The organism is Devosia sp. T2-14 (genome assembly GCF_055397495.1).
In genome coordinates this window covers 3,790,465-3,807,216 of record NZ_AP027921.1, presented here as the reverse complement: position 1 = coordinate 3,807,216, position 16,752 = coordinate 3,790,465, and the positions used below count along the sequence as shown (strand labels likewise).

Below are 16,752 nucleotides of genomic sequence, written 5' to 3'. Positions count from 1 at the left end.
AGGGGCCCTGCGCCATTGTTTCGGCTGCTTTTGCCGGTCATCGTCGGGAAACGATTCTCCGTCCCGGTAGGGCCTTGTGACCTTTTCCTGCAAACGTCTCGCTTCCGCCTTGTCCTTCCTGGTCCTGTCTGCCGTGGGGGCCAATGCGGCAACCCTTGAGCAGATGGCAGGCCAGATGATCGTCGTGGGCTTTCAGGGCACCTCCGCAGCCGACCCGGCGGTGGTGGCGCTTCGCGAGGAACTGGCCGCCGGTCGGCTGGGCGGCATCATGATGCTGAAGGTCAATGTGAAGAGCCTCGAAGCGGTGAGGGAAATGAATGCGGCTTTCCGCGCCGCGTCCCCGGACCTGCTGCCCTTCATTACGTTGGACCAGGAAGGCGGCTCCGTGGAGCGCCTGACCAAGGATGTGGGTTTTACCGAAATCCCTAATGCCGCAACCATCGCGGCCAACAACACGCCGGAACAGGCCGAAGCGATCTATGGCAAGTTGGCTGCGGCCATTGCCGATGTTGGGTTCACCGTCAATTTCGGGCCGGTCGCCGACATCAACATCAATCCCAAAAACCAGATCATTGCCCGGTTTGGGCGCGCCTATGGCTCGGACGCCGTGACCGTCACGGCCTATGATGCGGCCTTCATCAAGGGGCACCACGCGGCGGGCCTGCTGACGGCCCTCAAGCACTTCCCCGGCCATGGTTCGTCGGCTGCCGACAGCCATGAGGGCTTTGTCGATATCACCAAGACCTGGCAACCGGCCGAGCTTGATCCCTATAAGGCGCTTTTGGCTGATGGCCTGGTCGACATGGTGATGATCGGGCATCTCTATCACGCCGATCAGTCTGATGCCGACGCCAAGACCCCTGCTTCGCTTTCGCCGCAATGGATCGATGGCGTGCTACGGGGGGATCTCGGCTACGATGGCGTGGTGATCAGCGACGATCTCGAGATGGGCGCCATTCGCCAGCATTTCGATCTCAAGCAGACCGTCACCATGGCGGTGCGGGCTGGAATGGATGTGCTATTGTTCTCGAATACGGCCAAATACAGCCCCGGTCTCGGCAGGCAAATTCTCGACATTTTGATCGCCGAGGCGGCCGCTGACCCCAACTTTGCGGCGCGCATCGAGCAGAGTTATGACCGCATCGTGGCGCTCAAGGGCCGAATTCGCTAGGCTTTGCAAGCATTTCGGCCGAAATTGGGTGGCTTTTGAGCTTTCCCCATGTTCTGTCCATCAGCGGTTCCCTCCTGAGCCAAGCGCGGATAAAGTGCGCCCCCACGAAGCAGGAGTGGTTGCTTAATGGCGAATGACCGCGAAGTCCGACAGGTCCGGGCCATGTTCATTTCAGATGTGCACCTTGGCATGAAGCCAATCCGGTGCGGACAGCTCATCGACTTCCTGCGCGCGCATGATGCCGAAACCATCTATCTGGTCGGCGACATCGTCGACGGCTGGCGGCTTGCCAAATCCTGGCACTGGCCGGTGGAATACAACCAATTGGTGCAGGTGCTGCTCGACAAGGCCAATGCGGGCGCCCGTGTCGTCTACCTGCCGGGCAATCACGACGAGTTCCTGCGTGAATATCTCGGCACCTATTTTGGCGAAGTCGAATTCGTCGATCGCACCGTGCACACCTCGGCCTCAGGCAAGACCTATCTGGTCATCCATGGCGACCAGTTCGACGTGGTGGTGATGAATGCCAAGTGGCTCGCCCATGTGGGCGACTGGGCCTACAACGCCGCGCTGCGCGTCAACATCGCGATCAACTGGGTCCGCCGCCGCCTCGGCCTGCAATACTGGTCGCTGTCGGCCTGGGCCAAGCAGAAGGTCAAGAACGCCGTTTCGGTCATCGGGCGCTTCGAGGAAGCGCTGGTGCACGAGGCCAAGGAATCGGGTGTCGATGGTGTCATCTGCGGCCACATCCACTTTGCCGACATGCATGACCGGCTCGGCATCCACTACATCAATACCGGTGACTGGGTGGAGAGCTGCACCGCCATCGTGGAGAACCACGACGGCGCGTTCGAGCTGGTGAAGTGGACCGAAATGGTCGCCGGCGAACCGCGCAAGTTCCGCCTGCGCCGTGCTGCCAGCTAATTCTTCAGCAACCATGCGCGGCTTTGTGTGTCCCTCTGGGGCCACAGTCTCAGCAAAGGTTTGAAACGCCCTTGCGTTGCACGCGCAAGCGAGTCACCAACAGTTCCGGGCCCTGATTTGCCCGGAGTTATTTTCCCATGCCATCGGCACTTACGCGCTCGGCCAGTCCCGAGCTGCGCGCCTCGCTCTATCAGTTCACCGTGTATCTGCCCGGCGCAGTCAGTTCGGTGTTTCTTGCCATCTGGCTGAGCGAGCACGGCCTGCCTGCCGATCAGATCGGCATCGTGAACTCCATTCCTATGCTGTGCCTGCTGGCCGTCAACGTGCTGGTTGGGCGTATCGCCGACCAGGCCAAGGACTGGCGCACGGTCATCGTCATCATCTCGATCCTGGCTGCCGCTGCGCCGATCGGGCTGTTCTTCGTCAACGAATTCTGGGGCATCATTCTGGTCTGGTCGCTGTGCACCATGACCAACGGCCTAGTTCCGCCTTTGATCGACGCGGCCACTGTGCGCATGACCAAGCGCAATGGCACCGATTTCGGCGCCGTCCGCGCCTGGGCCACCGTCGGCTATGTGGTGGGCACGGCCAGCGTTGGCGTGCTGATCACCGCGCTGGGCTCGGCCGCTTTCGTGCCGCTGTTCCTCGGCATGTCCGTGTTGCGCGCTGCCATTGGCATGCTGCTGCCACGCTTCCGCGCGCCGGAACAGAAGAAGACGCTGGCGCAGGCCGGGGAACGCTCCAAGCTTCGCGATTCCCTCAAGCTCTGGTTCGTGCTGCCGCTGGTGGCCTTCGCGCTGGTAAACTCAAGCAATGCCATCAATGGCGGCTTTTCCGCGCTGCTCTGGCACGAAAACGGTGTGCCCGACTATTTCATCGGCCTGCTGTTTGCCACGGCGGCTGCGGCCGAAGCGGTGCTGATGTTTGCCTGGCGTCGCTTTGGCGGCCGCATCGCCGCGCGCACCATGATTCTGGTGGCTGCGGGGGCAGGGCTGTTTCGCTTTACTGTCATGGCATTCAATCCGCCGGTGGAAGTGCTGTTCCTGATCCAGACCCTGCATGCCTTCAGCTTCGGGCTGGGCTATTTCGGCATGGTGCACTTCATCGCCAACTGGACGGATGAGGCCAACGCGGCCGAGGCACAGGGTTTTGCAAATACCCTGCAGCAGGGGGCGTCCATGCTGGCGCTTATCATCTTTGGCGTGCTGTATCAGCACTTCGGCGCTCACGCCTTTTTCTACTCAACCGTCACGGCACTGGTCGCCGTTGGTTGCGTGCTATTGTCACTCCGGCTGCGGCCACCGCGTGAAGCACGTTGACTGCATGTATGGAAGCGGTATGGCTGGTCGAATACTGACCAGCCATTGATTTGCCGCCGGTTTGCCGGACGCGATCGAACTCCGAGTTCTTTGCTATGTCGCTTACCGAGGCGCCGAAGCGCCTGACGCCTGAACTGCGCACGACGGCATTTTTCTTCACCTATTTCATGGGCAATGGCGCGGCCGCCATGTTCCTGCCCATCTGGCTCAGCGGGAAGGGCATTACCACCGAACAGATCGGCATCATCAATGCCGTCCCTGTGGTGATGATCCTGGCGCTCAACCTGATCATTGGCCGTGTCGCCGACCGGGCCAAGGATTGGCGGCAGGTGATCGTGATCGGCGCGCTGATCGCCGGCATCGTTCCCATCGGGCTGTTCTTCGTCAATGAGTTCTGGGGCATCCTGCTGGTGTGGACGCTGGCCGCCATGCCGGGCGGCGCCGTCGGACCGGTGCTCGACGCGGCCACCATGCGCATGACGCGCCGCAACGGCACCGATTTCGGAACCATCCGTGCCTGGGGCACGATCGGTTACATGCTGTTCAACGCGCTGACTGGGTTTTTGGTCGTGTGGTTTGGGGCAGGGGTGTTTGTGCCGCTCTTCGTGGGCCTGGCCCTGTTGCGAGCGGCAGTATCATTGCAGTTGCCGGCCTTCCGAGCGCCGCCGGGGCAGGCGACGCTGGCTGCAGTTCGCCCAACGGCCAGCAAGCTCACCGAGATCGTCACCAAGCCGTGGTTTTTCCTGCCGCTGGTTGGCTTCGCCATCATTTTCGGCACGCACGTCATTCTCAACGCCTTTGCGGCGCTGCTCTGGAAGGAGCAGGGAATTTCCGAGAGCATTATCGGGCCGCTGATCGCGCTGGGGTCCTTCTCGGAGGCGGCCGTGATGATGCTGTGGAAGCGGTTTGGCGGCAAGATTTCGGCGCGCCATCTCATTCTGGTTTCGGCTGTTGTGTCGGTGCTGCGGTGGACCGCCATGGCGTTTTCGCCGCCGGTCTGGGCGCTGGTGCTGCTGCAACTGACCCATGGCCTGACCTTTGCCATCGGGTATCTCGGTTGCGTGCACTTCATCGCCAACTGGACCAGTGAAGACATCGCGGCAGAAACTCAGAGCCTGTTTACGGTGCTGCAGCAGATGGCTGCCGTGCTGGCGCTCATCACCTTTGGCTGGCTGATCGGGCTCTATGGTGTATCGGCATTCTTCTTTGCTGCTCTTGCCGCCATCGTCGGGGCGGTGTGCATCTGGCTATCGCTGAGCATGATGCAGCCCAAGAGCTAAGGGGCAAGAGCCACGACCTCGTGGTTCGAGGCTCGCGAAGGGCTCGCGCCTCACCATGAGATCTACTGCACTTCTGCCCTCACCATGGCTCACGTGGTGAGGGCGCTCTTGAGCCACGAAGTCCCCCGCCCACAAACAAAAGCGGCCCCGGTTTCCCGGGGCCGCTTATTATTTGGGTTGGGTCTCTTAGCTGAGGCGGCCGCTGGCGTGGGCCAGGGTGGTGTAGACCTTGCCGCGATCCGACAGCAGGTATTCGCGGGTTTCGGCGGCAGGGTTGGCGCCGGCCGCTGCGCGCTTCAGCAGCTGTTCGAACTCGCTCATATAGGCCTGTGCGGTGCGGGCGAATTCAGGGTCGCGCTGCAGCTTCTTGCGGACGTCGTCATAGGTGCCCTGGCCGGCCAACGTGTAGATGCGGCGCGAGAACACGTTGGATTCGCCAGCCTGATAGCGGGCCCAGGCATCGCCCAGTGCGCCATCATCGATCGAGCGGGCGATCTCTTCGGTCAGGCCGGAGAGGCCGCTCTGGGGCTGGTTGCCCTGCTGCTTGGCCGTGGCATTGCGCAGCACGTCGCGCAGCCAACCGCCTTCGCCAGCCGTTTCCGGCGCGGATTCTGCAGCGGGCTGAGGCTCAGGCTGACGCACCGGCTCGGCGCGGCGAACGGGTTCCGGCCGGGCGGCCTGCTGGATCGGCTGGGCGGCGGGACGGATCGGGTCCACGAGGGTCTGGGCCTGGCGCACCGGTTCGGCACGATAGGTTTCGCGAGCAGGTTCGGGCTGACGCGGCGGCTGGTAGGCCGGCGCTTCGTTGCGGACTTCCTGACGCGGGGCAGGGCGGGCCGGACGGCGATCATTGAGATCGTGAGTGGCCGGCTGGCTGCGCACGATGGCATTGAGTTCGCTGAGGGCTTCGATCTGCTCGGCCACGACGCGGCGCATGGCGGCGGCGCTGGCACGGGTTTCCTCTGGCAGCTCGTTGACGCCGCGGGCCAGTTCGGCGCGCGTGGCTTCGAGTTCGCTGCCCACTTCGCGGGCGGTCTCGCGCATGGCGCGGGCCGTCTCGTTGAAGCGCTGGGTGGCTTCTTCGATAGCGCGCTGCATTTCGGCTGCCATCTGCTGCTGGGCCTGCTGCAGGGCAGCATTGGCGCGGCGGCCTTCGGCATCGGCGGCACCGCGGAATTCGCCGAGGCGCTCGGTGACTTCACCCGAAGTCTCGTCCATGGCCTGGCGGAACGAACCGGTGGTCTGGTCGATGGCGTTGCGCAACTGGCCGGTATTCGACGCGATGGCGCTGCGCACCGAGTTCGAGCTGTCGCTGATCGTATCGGCCAGGGTGCTGGTGGTCGAGGTGAGCACGTCGGTGACGTTGCCGGCGGTCGTGGCGAGAACCTCGCTGACGCGGTTGGCATTGTCTTCGAGAGCGCTGTTGACCGAGGCGGCCTGGTTGCTGAGCGCCACACGAACCGACGAGGCGGTATCGCTGAGAGCGGCGGCGGCGGCATCGGCAGCGCGCTGGACGACATTGTCCATCTGCGCAGCATTGTTGCTGAGGGTCGAGCTGAAACGCTCGTTGGTGGCGTAGAGCGCGTCGTTGACACTGTTGGTCGAGGACTGGATGGCATCGGTGATGGTGCCGGTGGTCTGCTCAAGCGTCTGGACAACGGTGCCGGTGGTGGCCTGCAGGGCCTCGTCCATGGCGCGGCGGGCGCCAATCAGGCGGCGTTCGGTATCGTTGACCGTGTCGGCGATCGACTGGGCAAAGATACGCATACGGCCATCGATGTCGTCGGCGCGAGCGGCAAAGCTCTGGGCCAGCGCGTCCATGGCGCCGCGGCGGTCTTCGAGGGTCTGCAGGGCGTCGTCGCTAGTGGTGGCGAGGGCCGAGGAGGCCTGTGCCATGTTTGCGGCTTCGCTGTCGAGGCGGCCGAGCAAGGACGAGAACTCGCCGACCATGCTGCGGATGGTGGACTGCAGGGCACCCACATGCTGGGTGACCATTGCGCCGGCCTGTTCGGTCTGGCCGATGGCCTCGCGAACGGTGCTCGAATAGGTGGCGGTCTGCTGGGCGACGCTGGTTTCCAGGTTTGCCAGGTTGGCCGTCGAGGCATCGAGCACGCGCTGCAGAAGCAGGTTGCTGTCGTTGAGCTTGCCCAGCGCCGCGGTGACGTCGGTGAGAATGCGCGAGGTGGAAACCGCCATGATGGCTTCGGCTTCCTTGGCATTTTCGCCCAGTGCGTCGCGCAGCAGGTTGCCGTGGCTGGAGAGGGCGCCTTCGAGCTGGTCGGACTTTTCGGTCACGAGGGCCGCGAAGGCATTGGTGTGCTGTTCCACCGAGCGGTTGATGTCGCTGAGGCGGGTTTCGATCGAGTCGACCGCACCCACGGCCTTGACGGTGAGCAGCTGGTCGATGTCGGTCGCCGCAACGCGGATCTGGTCAAGCGCGGTGCGAACGGCGTTGTCCATGCGGTTGGCCGTATCGGTGATGTCGGACGCGATGTTCTGCGTGGCCGAGGTGATGCGGGTCGCGATGGTTTCCTCGATCCGGTCGGCGCCGGCTTCAAGATCGGCCATGGACTGGGTGATCGAGGTGTTGATCGAGGTGTTGAGGGCAGCAAGGCGCTCGGCCGTGATATCGGCGCGGGCGGTGATGGCCTCGGGCAGGGTGCCCAGGCGCGAGTCCACCATATCGGTGATCGCCTTGCGAGCCGATTTGACGCCGGTCTCGATGAGGTCGGCAGCGCGGCGGGCGCTTTCACCAACCGTGGCGCTGGCGGCATCGATACGGGCAGTGACGCCGTTCTCGGCATCGGAAATGCGGGCGATGGCGCTGTCGAGGCCCTGGCCCAGATTGCTGTTCAGCTCGGCAACCTTTTCGGTGATGAGCGTGGACATGGTGCTGACGCGCTCGCCCATGGAATCGGTGGCTTCGCGCAGCGAGCCGTCGATCTTGGCGCGGGCCTCGTCGCCCTGCTGGGCAAGGGTGTCGGCCAGTTCGGCCGTGCGCAGGCCGATGGTTTCGCCGATCGAAGTCGTGTGGGTTGCCAGCGTATCCGACAGGGCCTGCGTGCGCTGATTGAGCGCCTCGGAGAGCTGCTGGGTGCGGGTGCCGACAGCCTGTGCCAGCTGCTGGGTGCCGCCGTCGAGAGCCGAGCGGAGTTCGCCGGAACGGGCATCAAGCTCGCCTGTGAGCGTGCTGGTGCTGGCGCCGAGCTGATCCACCATGCTGGCGGTGCGGGCTTCGAGCGTGGCGGCCAGGGTGTTGGTCTTGGCGTCGAGCTGATCGACGAAGCCGCTGGCGCGGGTATCGAGCTGATCGGCAAAGGCGCCGGTACGGGCGTCGAGCTGATCCACCAGTGTCTCGGTGCGGCTGTCGAGCTGGCCTACGAGAGTGCTGGTGCGGCTATCAAGCTGATCCACCAGCGTGCTGGTACGGGTGTCGAGGTGATCGACCATGGTGCTGGTGCGCGTGTCGAGGTGATCCACCAGCGACGCCGTGCGGGTGTCGAGATGGTCGACGAGGGTCGCAGCGCGGGTATCGAGGTGATCGACCAGCGTGGCGGTGCGCTCGTCGAACTGGCTCGCCAGCGTGCCGGTGCGGGAATCCAGTTCCAGCGACAGGGTAGTGGTCTTTTCCGAGAGGGTGTCGGACAGGCGCTGTGTGCGGCCGGCAATCGCCTGGTCGAAGGTTGCGGTGCTGCTCGATAGGGTCTCGCCCAGTTCCACGCTGCGAGCGCGGATGGCTTCGGCCATGTCGCGGCCGCGATTGCTCAGCGTGTCATCGAGTTCGAGGGCGCGGGTCTCGATCGTGCTGCTGAGCTCGTTGGTGCGGTAGCTGAGGACGTCGTCGATGGCCTTGGTGCGGCCGTCGAGCGCTTCGGCGATCAGGCCGGCATGGCCATCAAGCGAGTCAGCGATCTCACGGGCGCGAACGCCCAGGATGGTGTCGATGGCCTGCGTGCGGCCATCGAGGGCGCTGGCGATGATACCGGCATGGCCATCGAGTGAATCCGCCATTTCGCGGGTGCTGGTGGTGAGGCTTTCAGTGATGGCGCGGGTGCGCGCGCCGAGCAGTTCGCCCAGTTCGCGGGTGCGTTCGGCAACCACGTCGTTGAAGCGGCCGGATTCCTCGTTGAGAGCCATTTCGAGCACGTTGGCGCGGGCGGCAAAGCTGGTGCCCTGCGCTTCGAGGCGGGCGATGAGCTTTTCGCCCTTGTCGCCGATGACGCCATCGAGCGAGTGCAGGCGGCTGTCGAGGATGGCAGCGATTTCGTTCAGACGGTCGTCGAACTGGCTAAGCGAATCCTGACCTGCCGAAGACAGGGTGATGCGTGCGCGTTCCGAGGTGTCGTCCAGCGCGCCATTGATCTCGATGACGGCAGACTGCAGGCGGCTGTCCATGGCGTTGAGCTGGATGGACACCGATTCATCGAGCTGGCGAGTGAGGGCGCTGAGCAGCACCTCGGCCTCGCGCGAGCGGGCGGTGATATCTTCGGCAATGCGCTGGCCGATCATGTCGAGGCCGCCGGTCACCTGGTGGCCGCGTTCGCGCAGCTGGTCGAGCAGTGATGCGCCGCCATCGGTCAGCAGGTTGGAGAGGGCAGTGGTGCGCTCATCGAGGGCATTCGAGAGTTCACCGGTGCGCATCTGCAGCAGACCAGCAATGGCCTGGGTGCGTTCTTCGAACGAGCCGGTGAGCAGGGCGGTGCGTGCCTCGATATCGCGGGTCCGCGAGTCGATGGCGTTGGCGATCGAGTCCGAATGCGCGTCGAGCGCATTGGTCAGCGAGGCAATGCGGTTTTCAACGCCCGAATTGAGCTCTGCCGCGCGTGCATCGAGCGAGCGGGCCATGGCGCCGGTCTGGTCGTCGAACGAGATGGCCAGACGCGAGGTGCTGTCATCGAGGGCGCTGATGAAGTCGGTGGTACGGTTATCGACCAGCGACACGAAGTTGTCGGTGCGCTCGCCGAAGGAATTGGTCAGCGTGTTACCGGCGGTTTCGAGGGCGCGGGTCAGGTTGCCGCCGCTTTCCACGATGGTGCCGGCGATGCGCTGGCTGATCATGTCAAGGTCGAACACCAGGCCGGTATGGCTTTCGGTGATGGCCTCGCGCACGCGCTCAGTATTGGTCAGCACGCTTTCGCGCTGGCTGGCCAGTTCGGCGATCAGCGCACGCATGCGCGATTCATTGTCCGAATAGGTGCGCTCGAGCGCGGTCACTTCATTATGGATCATCACCTCGAGCTCGCCGGCGCGCGACAGGGCGCGCTCCAGGCCATCGCCGAGTGCGTTGACTTCGCGGCGGACGGCCTGGCCCACCGAGGCGACCTTGTCGGCAGCGGTTACTTCAGGCTCGGCCAGGCGAATGGCGGCCTGGGTGATCGAGGAGGCGGCATTACGCAGGTCCTGCGCGCGGCGGAACAGCGTCGCCACGGCAAAGAAGCCAAGCACCGGCAGGAACAGGATGGCGATGACGCTGATGAATTCGATGGTGCCGACGAACTGGCCGAAATTGCCCATCTGGGTGCCGTAGCGCATCCATGCGCCGGCGCCGGCGGCGGCCAGCCAGACGACGGACAGGCCAAGCGCCAGCCAAGTCGGTGCGGCCGACGAGCGGTTCTGCAGGTTGTAGAGGATCTTGGAGGTCGGGAAGCGGTCGTCGTTGGCAACGGTCCCGGCCTGCTGGGCGATCTTGTCAGCGGCACGCAGGCGTTCAGAGCGAGCGGTATCTGCCTTACGCTCCGGGGCCCTTTCCGGGGTGTTGTCGAGGTTAAAGACCGATTCCTTCAGAGCGTCTTCGACGGCCGAAAATGCCAGCGCGGCGGGATCATTATTGGGGGTCGAATTCTTCGCCATACTCTTTACAACTCTCGCGTCGGCTTCGCAGGAACTTGGCGGACTATGGGAGTCATACTGACGCTGCACCCGTTTCCGGTCGCACCGTCATTTGGAAACAATTCGATGCAAATGCCCCGCATCGTCCCCCAACCCTCGCCGCCGCGTGCTGGTTCAAAGCGCATTAATACATTCAATTTGAGTCAAACCGAATGCTTTCTTACCCATAGGTTAATTTTTTGGGGAAGACACCGAGCCATCCCAATCGACAAACAAAGGCAAAGGTGTGGCTTAATCACCTGTTCATTCCGCCATTCTAGGTTTGCTCAGTGGTATTGTCCGCCTGCCGGACGCGTTTCCACATGAGTAACGGGAGTAGCCAGGATGGCGACGAGTACAGCGGCCTTCGATCAATCCGAACAGGCCTCCCAAGCACGCGTGATGCGACCCATCGATCGGATCCATCTGGCCAAGCAGTGTCTGGGTGACGAGCATCTCGAACTCGAAGTGCTGCGGCTGTTCGATACGACCATCGCCACCTATTTCGGACGTCTCCTGGCATCGGCAAGCCCGGACATGGTGACGCTCAACCTGCACAGCATCAAAGGTGCCGCCAGCGGCGTCGGCGCCTGGATCGTTGCCGATCTGGCCAAGGCCTGCGAAATCGAGCTGCAGGAAGGTCGCCCACTGACGCCCGAACGCCTCGCCGATCTCGGCATTGCCGTTGAAGAAGTGCGCAGCGCCATCGCCCGGATGATTGAAGGCCAACCCGACGAGTAAGACGCCGGGCTGAGGGCTGATCCGGGCCATCGGTTTATTTGACCCTCTGGATGCGAGCGTTTATAGAGGCGGCAATTGACGCGCCGCGCCCGTGCCAGCGGCCCAAACAGCCCAGCAGATCCACATGTCCCTGTCTTCCGTCGCCGAGGCTACGCCCCGGTCCACCGCCGAGCCGTTCCGCACCCGCCGTACCTTTGCGATCATCTCCCACCCGGACGCCGGCAAGACCACGCTGACCGAACGTTTGCTGGCTGCGGCTGGCGCGATCCAGTCCGCTGGCCTCGTGCGCGGCAAGTCTGGTGTTCGCGCCACGCGGTCTGACTGGATGGAAATGGAACAGCAGCGCGGCATCTCCATCACGTCGTCGGTCATGACCTTCGAGTATGACGGGCTGACGCTCAACCTGCTCGATACGCCCGGCCACTCGGACTTCTCTGAAGACACCTACCGCACGCTGACCGCCGTCGACGCGGCCATCATGGTCATCGACTCGGCCAAGGGCATCGAGGCGCAGACCCTCAAGCTGTTCGAAGTCTGCCGTCTGCGCGACATTCCCATCATCACCTTTATCAACAAGGTGGACCGCGAAGGCCTCGCCCCGCTCGACCTGATCGACGAGATCCAGGGCAAGCTGGCACTCGATCTGACCCCGGTTCTCTGGCCGATCGGGCAGGGCGTGGATTTCCGCGGCTATCTCGACCTGCTCGAAAAGCGCGTGCTGAACCCGCAGGGCAAGACGATCGCTGAGTTCAATGAGATCGAAGACCTGCTCGACAACGAGGCGCTGGTCGATGATCCCACATTCATGGTTGCGCTCGAGACGCTGGAAATGGCCCGCGCCATGCTGCCGGCCTTCGATCTCAAAACCTTCCATGCCGGTCACCTGAGTCCCGTGCTGTTCGGGTCGGCGCTGAAGGGCATTTCGGTCGCCGAGCTACTGCGCACGCTGGGCGAGTGGGGGCCCGAGCCGCGCCCGCAGCCTGCCATTCCTGCGCCGATCGATCCGTCGGACAAGAAGGTCACCGGCTTCGTGTTCAAGGTGCAGGCCAATATGGACGCCAATCACCGCGACCGTATTGCCTTCGTGCGCCTGTGCTCGGGCACCTTCACGCGCGGTATGCGCCTCAAGAATGTCCGTTCCGGCAAGGACATGGCCGTGTCCAACCCGATGTTCTTCTTCGGTAACGACCGTGAACTGGCCGACCAGGCGGTTGCGGGCGATATCGTGGGCATTCCCAACCACGGCACGCTGTCGGTCGGCGATACCCTCACCGAAGGCGCCGTGATCAATGTGACCGGCATTCCCAACTTCGCGCCGGAAATTATCCGCCGCGTGCGCCTGACCGACCACATGAAGACCAAGCAGATGGCCAAGGCCCTCAGCGACCTCTCGGAAGAGGGTGTGACCCAGGTGTTCCGCCGCATGGTTGGCGCCGACTGGATCGTCGGCGTGGTGGGGCAGCTGCAGCTGGAAGTGCTGAGCTCGCGCGTCGCCAAGGAATATGGCGTGCCGATCACCTTCGAGAGCCTCAATTATGAAGTGGCCCGCTGGATCGAATGCGATGATCCCAAGGAACTCGACCGCTTTATCACGGCCCAGAAGATCAACATCGCGGAGGACCGCACAGGTGCTCCCGTCTTCCTCGCGCAGAACGCGTGGTGGGCCGATCGTGCCAAGCAGGATTTCCCCAAGATCCGCTTCCTGACGACGAAGGAACGGCATTGAGCGCCCCCGATCGGGTCGAGGAATTCCTCGCCGCCGTCAAAACCAGCTTTGCCAACGGGTCGCTGATCCGGCTGAAGCTGGGCGGTTATCACGGTGCCGAGGCTGACCTCAAACTGATCGAGATCAAGAAGATCTCGGTCAAGGGCGGGGACAAGTTCTCGTTCACCTACCGCTACAAGACGCGTGACATCATCAAGAACTTCATCCAGCCCGAAGCGCTGGCGATGCTGCGCGCAGGTCTCAAGACTGAGTTCCGCAGCGCCCAGCTCAACACCACCGAGTTCGACCTGAGCTTTGAGCGCAACGGCGACAAAATCCGTCTCAAGCGCACCGAAGTCGAGGGCCGCGAGGCGGTCTCTACCGACCACAACCGCGCCAAGAACCGCCCCCTGAGCGAGACCAACAAGCCTTACCTGCATGCCCTGGGCATTACCGGCAAGGACGGCGCCGTGCGCAACGACGCGCAGGACAAGTTCAGGCAAATCAACAAGATGGTCGAGATTTTCGCCCCGTTGATTCAGGTCATCAAGGCGGACAAGCCGCGCATCGTCGATATGGGCGCTGGCAAGGGCTATCTTGATTTTGCGCTATACGACTTTCTCGCCAATGTCGCCGGCCGCCCGGCCGAGGTGATCGGCGTCGAGATGCGCGACAAGCTGGTTGCCGATGGCAATGCCACCGCTGCCGCTTCCGGCTTTGAGGGCCTGAGCTTCGTGTCTGGCACCATTCTCGACTACGACGCCAGCGGTGCCGATGCCGTCATCGCGCTGCATGCCTGCGACACGGCTACCGACGATGCGATCTTCCGCGGCATCAATGCCGGCGCCTCGCTGATTGCGGTCGCTCCATGCTGCCACAAGCAGATCCGTCGCCAGATGGAGGCCGGCAAGGCCGAGGACAAGCTGAGCGTGCTGCTGCGCCACGGCATCTTCATGGAGCGCCAGGCGGAGATGGTGACGGACGCGCTGCGTGCCTTGCTGCTGGAGCTCAACGGCTACCGCACCAAGGTCTTCGAGTTCGTGTCGGATGCCCACACGCCCAAGAACAACCTGATCGTCGCCGAAAAGGACGGTCGCGTCGGGCGTGATCGCGAGGCCATTCTCGCGCAGATCGCCGAGACCAAGTCGATGTTCGGTATCGACAAGCACTATCTTGAAGGGTTGCTGGGGCTTTAGGGCTCCTGCAACGCCAACTACTCCCGGCAAGGTGAAGGGGTTTTCCAAGCCGTGGGTTTATAAATCTCCGCCCAGCGTCTATATCCCTTGCGAACAGCAAGTTTATCCGAGACCCATGACCAAGATCACTTTCGTCCAGCAGGACGGCGAACGCATCGAAACCGAAGGCGAAAACGGCGCGACCGTGATGGAAACCGCCATCATGAATGGCGTGCCCGGCGTTGTGGCCGAGTGCGGCGGCGCCTGCACCTGCGCGACCTGCCACGTCTATATCGATGATGCCTGGACCGAGATCGTCGGCGGGCCATCGATGATGGAAGAAGACATGCTTGATTTCGCCTTCGACGTGAAGGCCAGCAGCCGCCTCAGCTGTCAGATCAAGGTGAAGGATGCGCTGGACGGCCTCGTCGTCCACGTCCCCAGCCGCCAGGGCTGATCGCCTAGTTGCAGCGATTGTAGAGGAGGGGCCCGCTCCAGTCGGCCTCTCCCACAGCGCCCATCTCATAAAGATAGAACGCGTCGGCGCTGTGCCAGACGATGACGTAGCTGGCCCCGCCTGCGATGGGCACCCAGTGCGTGCGTTCGGCTACGGCGCTCAGCTCGATCGCCGGGTCAACCTCGCCGGCATTGGGGCCCATGTAGCGAATGTGGGTGTCGTCTGCCGCCTCGATCACGACAGGCGTCTCGCAGGGCACCAGAATAGTGGCTGCCGTCGCCGTGTAATCCTCCGGGAACCCCATCGACCACTCCCCCACGAACGGGGCCGATTTGCCGTTCTCGATGCTGTCCACGCCTGTGCGCGGAAACCCCTGCGCCATGGCGGGGGAGGCGCTGAGCGCGAGTGACAGGCAGATGATGGGCAAGGACGATCGCATGGGCAGTAGCTCAGTGTTGTGCAGGACGCTGATAGCACAGACGCCGCATCCGTCAGCCTGCATTTGACGGGTTTGGCCAAGGCACTCCGGCCCCTCGCATTGCGAGCAATTATTTCTTCGCGCAGTCGCCGCACAGATTCATTTAGCGGTTTTTCGGCATTCCCATGTGCGGCGTTCCAAGTCGGGGCTTTGCAGGGAAATAAAAAAGTTATTGAATTTCAATGGATTGCGCCGGAAGTGTGGTTTGGATTATTTTCCTCCCATTCCACGCTAGGGTTGAAATGGGTCACCTCAACACATTTCCGTTGAGCTACAAAGTACAGGGTCACCGCATCGCCATCATCGGCGGTAACGAAGAAGCCCTCAACAAGGCCCGCCTGGCAACTAAGACGACTGCTCAAGTCGTGATTATCTCCCGCCACATCGAACCGATCTTCAGCGGCCTCGCCGTTGAGCTGGTAGAGCGCGCCTTTGCGCCTGCTGACCTCGATGGTGCGGCGCTGGTTTTCGTTGCCGAGGAAGGCGCCGATGCCGAGCTGGCCAAGGCAGAAGCTCGGGCGCGCGGCATCCCGCTCAATGTGGTCGATGTCCCCGCTGAATGCGATTTCTATACGCCGTCCATCGTCGATCGCGCGCCGCTGACCATCGCCATCTCCACCGAAGGCGAAGCCCCGGTGCTGGCGCGGCTGGTGCGGGCGCGCATCGAGGCCATGCTGTCGCCCGGTCTGGGCAAGATCGCTGGTCTTGCCGGTAGCCTGCGCAAGTCGGCCGAAGCCCTCATTCATGATGGCGCCGCTCGTCGCCGCTTCTATGAAGCGCTGGTGACGTCGCCCGAAATCGAGACTGCACAGCAGCGCGGGCAGGGGCTTGCCGCTGCCGAAGACTTGCTGGCCCAGCATGCCCGTGCCGAAACCAAGGGTGTAGTTTGGCTGATCGGGGCCGGTCCGGGCTCGGAAGATCTTTTGACCCTGCGCGCCCAGCGGCTGCTGCAGGAAGCCGATGTGATCGTGCACGATCAGCTCGTTCCAACCGTCGTGGTCGATATGGGCCGACGCGATGCCGAGCGGATCGACGTGGGCAAGGCCAAGGGCCACCACAGCTTTTCGCAGGCCCAGATCAATACGCTGATCGTCCGGTTGGCCGGGCAGGGCAAGCGCGTCGCCCGCCTCAAGTCCGGCGATCCAATGATCTTCGGGCGGGCCGGTGAGGAAATCGCCGCGCTGCGCAAGGCTGGTATCGCCTATCAGGTCGTGCCCGGCGTCAGCTCGGCGCTCGCAGCTGCTGCGGATACCGCGACGCCTGTCACCTTACGCAAAGTTTCGAGCGGCTTCGTCATGGCGACGGCTCATGGCGCTGATGATGGCGACCTCACCCATTGGGCCGCGTTGGCCAAGTCGGGCCTGACGCTGGCGCTCTATATGGGCAAGTCGATTTCGGCCGATGTTGCGTCTCGCCTGATCGACCACGGTGCACCGGCAGGATTGCCCGTCGGCGTCGTGGTCAATGCCGGGCGCGCCGACAAAGCGACCTATGCGGGCACCCTTGCCGGGCTCGCAGCGGATCAGGTCGCGTTCAGCGATGGTCCGGCCATCATTTTTGTAGGCGAGGCTGTTGCGGCCGGGGATTGGGGCGATGCAGCCCAGATCGCCGCCCAGAGCTTCAAGGTAGCGTGA

Annotated in this window: 11 protein-coding genes; 9 read left to right on the top strand and 2 right to left on the bottom strand. The window is 63.2% G+C overall.

The window, feature by feature from the left end; translation table 11 throughout:
• Nucleotides 1-109: 109 nt before the first annotated feature.
• The 4 genes from ACZ5WT_RS18780 (at nt 110) to ACZ5WT_RS18765 (ending at nt 4,694) form a co-directional block, all read left to right on the top strand.
• Complete coding sequence (locus ACZ5WT_RS18780) at nt 110-1,171, top strand: glycoside hydrolase family 3 N-terminal domain-containing protein (protein WP_464285276.1); 1,062 nt, start codon at nt 110-112, stop codon at nt 1,169-1,171.
• 162 nt (nt 1,172-1,333) lie between these two features.
• A complete protein-coding gene (locus tag ACZ5WT_RS18775) occupies nt 1,334-2,095 on the top strand; it encodes a UDP-2,3-diacylglucosamine diphosphatase (protein WP_464285275.1) in 762 nt (253 codons plus the stop codon).
• A gap of 137 nt (nt 2,096-2,232) precedes the next feature.
• On the top strand, nt 2,233-3,414 hold the full coding sequence (locus ACZ5WT_RS18770) for an MFS transporter (protein ID WP_464285274.1): 1,182 nt from the start codon (nt 2,233-2,235) through the stop codon (nt 3,412-3,414).
• A 95-nt stretch (nt 3,415-3,509) separates the two neighbouring features.
• The gene (locus ACZ5WT_RS18765) at nt 3,510-4,694 is read left to right on the top strand and encodes an MFS transporter (protein WP_464285273.1); all 1,185 of its coding nucleotides are present in this window, start codon (nt 3,510-3,512) and stop codon (nt 4,692-4,694) included.
• A 186-nt stretch (nt 4,695-4,880) separates the two neighbouring features.
• Here ACZ5WT_RS18765 and ACZ5WT_RS18760 read toward each other — a convergent pair whose 3' ends face one another.
• The gene (locus ACZ5WT_RS18760) at nt 4,881-10,544 is read right to left on the bottom strand and encodes an apolipoprotein A-IV repeat region-like domain-containing protein (protein ID WP_464285272.1); all 5,664 of its coding nucleotides are present in this window, start codon (nt 10,542-10,544) and stop codon (nt 4,881-4,883) included.
• A gap of 363 nt (nt 10,545-10,907) precedes the next feature.
• Here ACZ5WT_RS18760 and ACZ5WT_RS18755 point away from each other — a divergent pair, with 363 nt between their 5' ends.
• From ACZ5WT_RS18755 to ACZ5WT_RS18740, 4 genes are all read left to right on the top strand, one after another.
• Nucleotides 10,908-11,303 carry an Hpt domain-containing protein gene (locus tag ACZ5WT_RS18755; RefSeq protein ID WP_464285271.1) on the top strand — a complete coding sequence of 132 codons (396 nt, stop codon included), beginning with the start codon at nt 10,908-10,910 and terminating at the stop codon, nt 11,301-11,303.
• Between the two features lie 124 nt (nt 11,304-11,427).
• Complete coding sequence (locus ACZ5WT_RS18750; RefSeq protein ID WP_464285270.1) at nt 11,428-13,029, top strand: peptide chain release factor 3; 1,602 nt, start codon at nt 11,428-11,430, stop codon at nt 13,027-13,029.
• Nucleotides 13,026-14,204 (top strand): class I SAM-dependent methyltransferase, encoded by a 1,179-nt coding sequence (locus ACZ5WT_RS18745; RefSeq protein WP_464285269.1) that lies wholly within the window; start codon nt 13,026-13,028, stop codon nt 14,202-14,204. The genes ACZ5WT_RS18750 and ACZ5WT_RS18745 overlap by 4 nt, the downstream gene beginning before the upstream one ends.
• A 115-nt stretch (nt 14,205-14,319) precedes the next feature.
• Nucleotides 14,320-14,640, top strand: a complete 321-nt coding sequence (locus ACZ5WT_RS18740) for a 2Fe-2S iron-sulfur cluster-binding protein (RefSeq protein WP_464285268.1) — start codon at nt 14,320-14,322, stop codon at nt 14,638-14,640.
• Between the two features lie 4 nt (nt 14,641-14,644).
• Here the strand turns inward: ACZ5WT_RS18740 and ACZ5WT_RS18735 are convergent, their stop codons facing one another.
• Nucleotides 14,645-15,079 carry a hypothetical protein gene (locus tag ACZ5WT_RS18735; RefSeq protein WP_464285267.1) on the bottom strand — a complete coding sequence of 145 codons (435 nt, stop codon included), beginning with the start codon at nt 15,077-15,079 and terminating at the stop codon, nt 14,645-14,647.
• A 281-nt stretch (nt 15,080-15,360) separates the two neighbouring features.
• On the opposite strand from ACZ5WT_RS18735, the gene cysG reads away from it, so the two are divergent.
• The gene (gene cysG, locus ACZ5WT_RS18730; RefSeq protein ID WP_464285266.1) at nt 15,361-16,752 is read left to right on the top strand and encodes a siroheme synthase CysG; all 1,392 of its coding nucleotides are present in this window, start codon (nt 15,361-15,363) and stop codon (nt 16,750-16,752) included.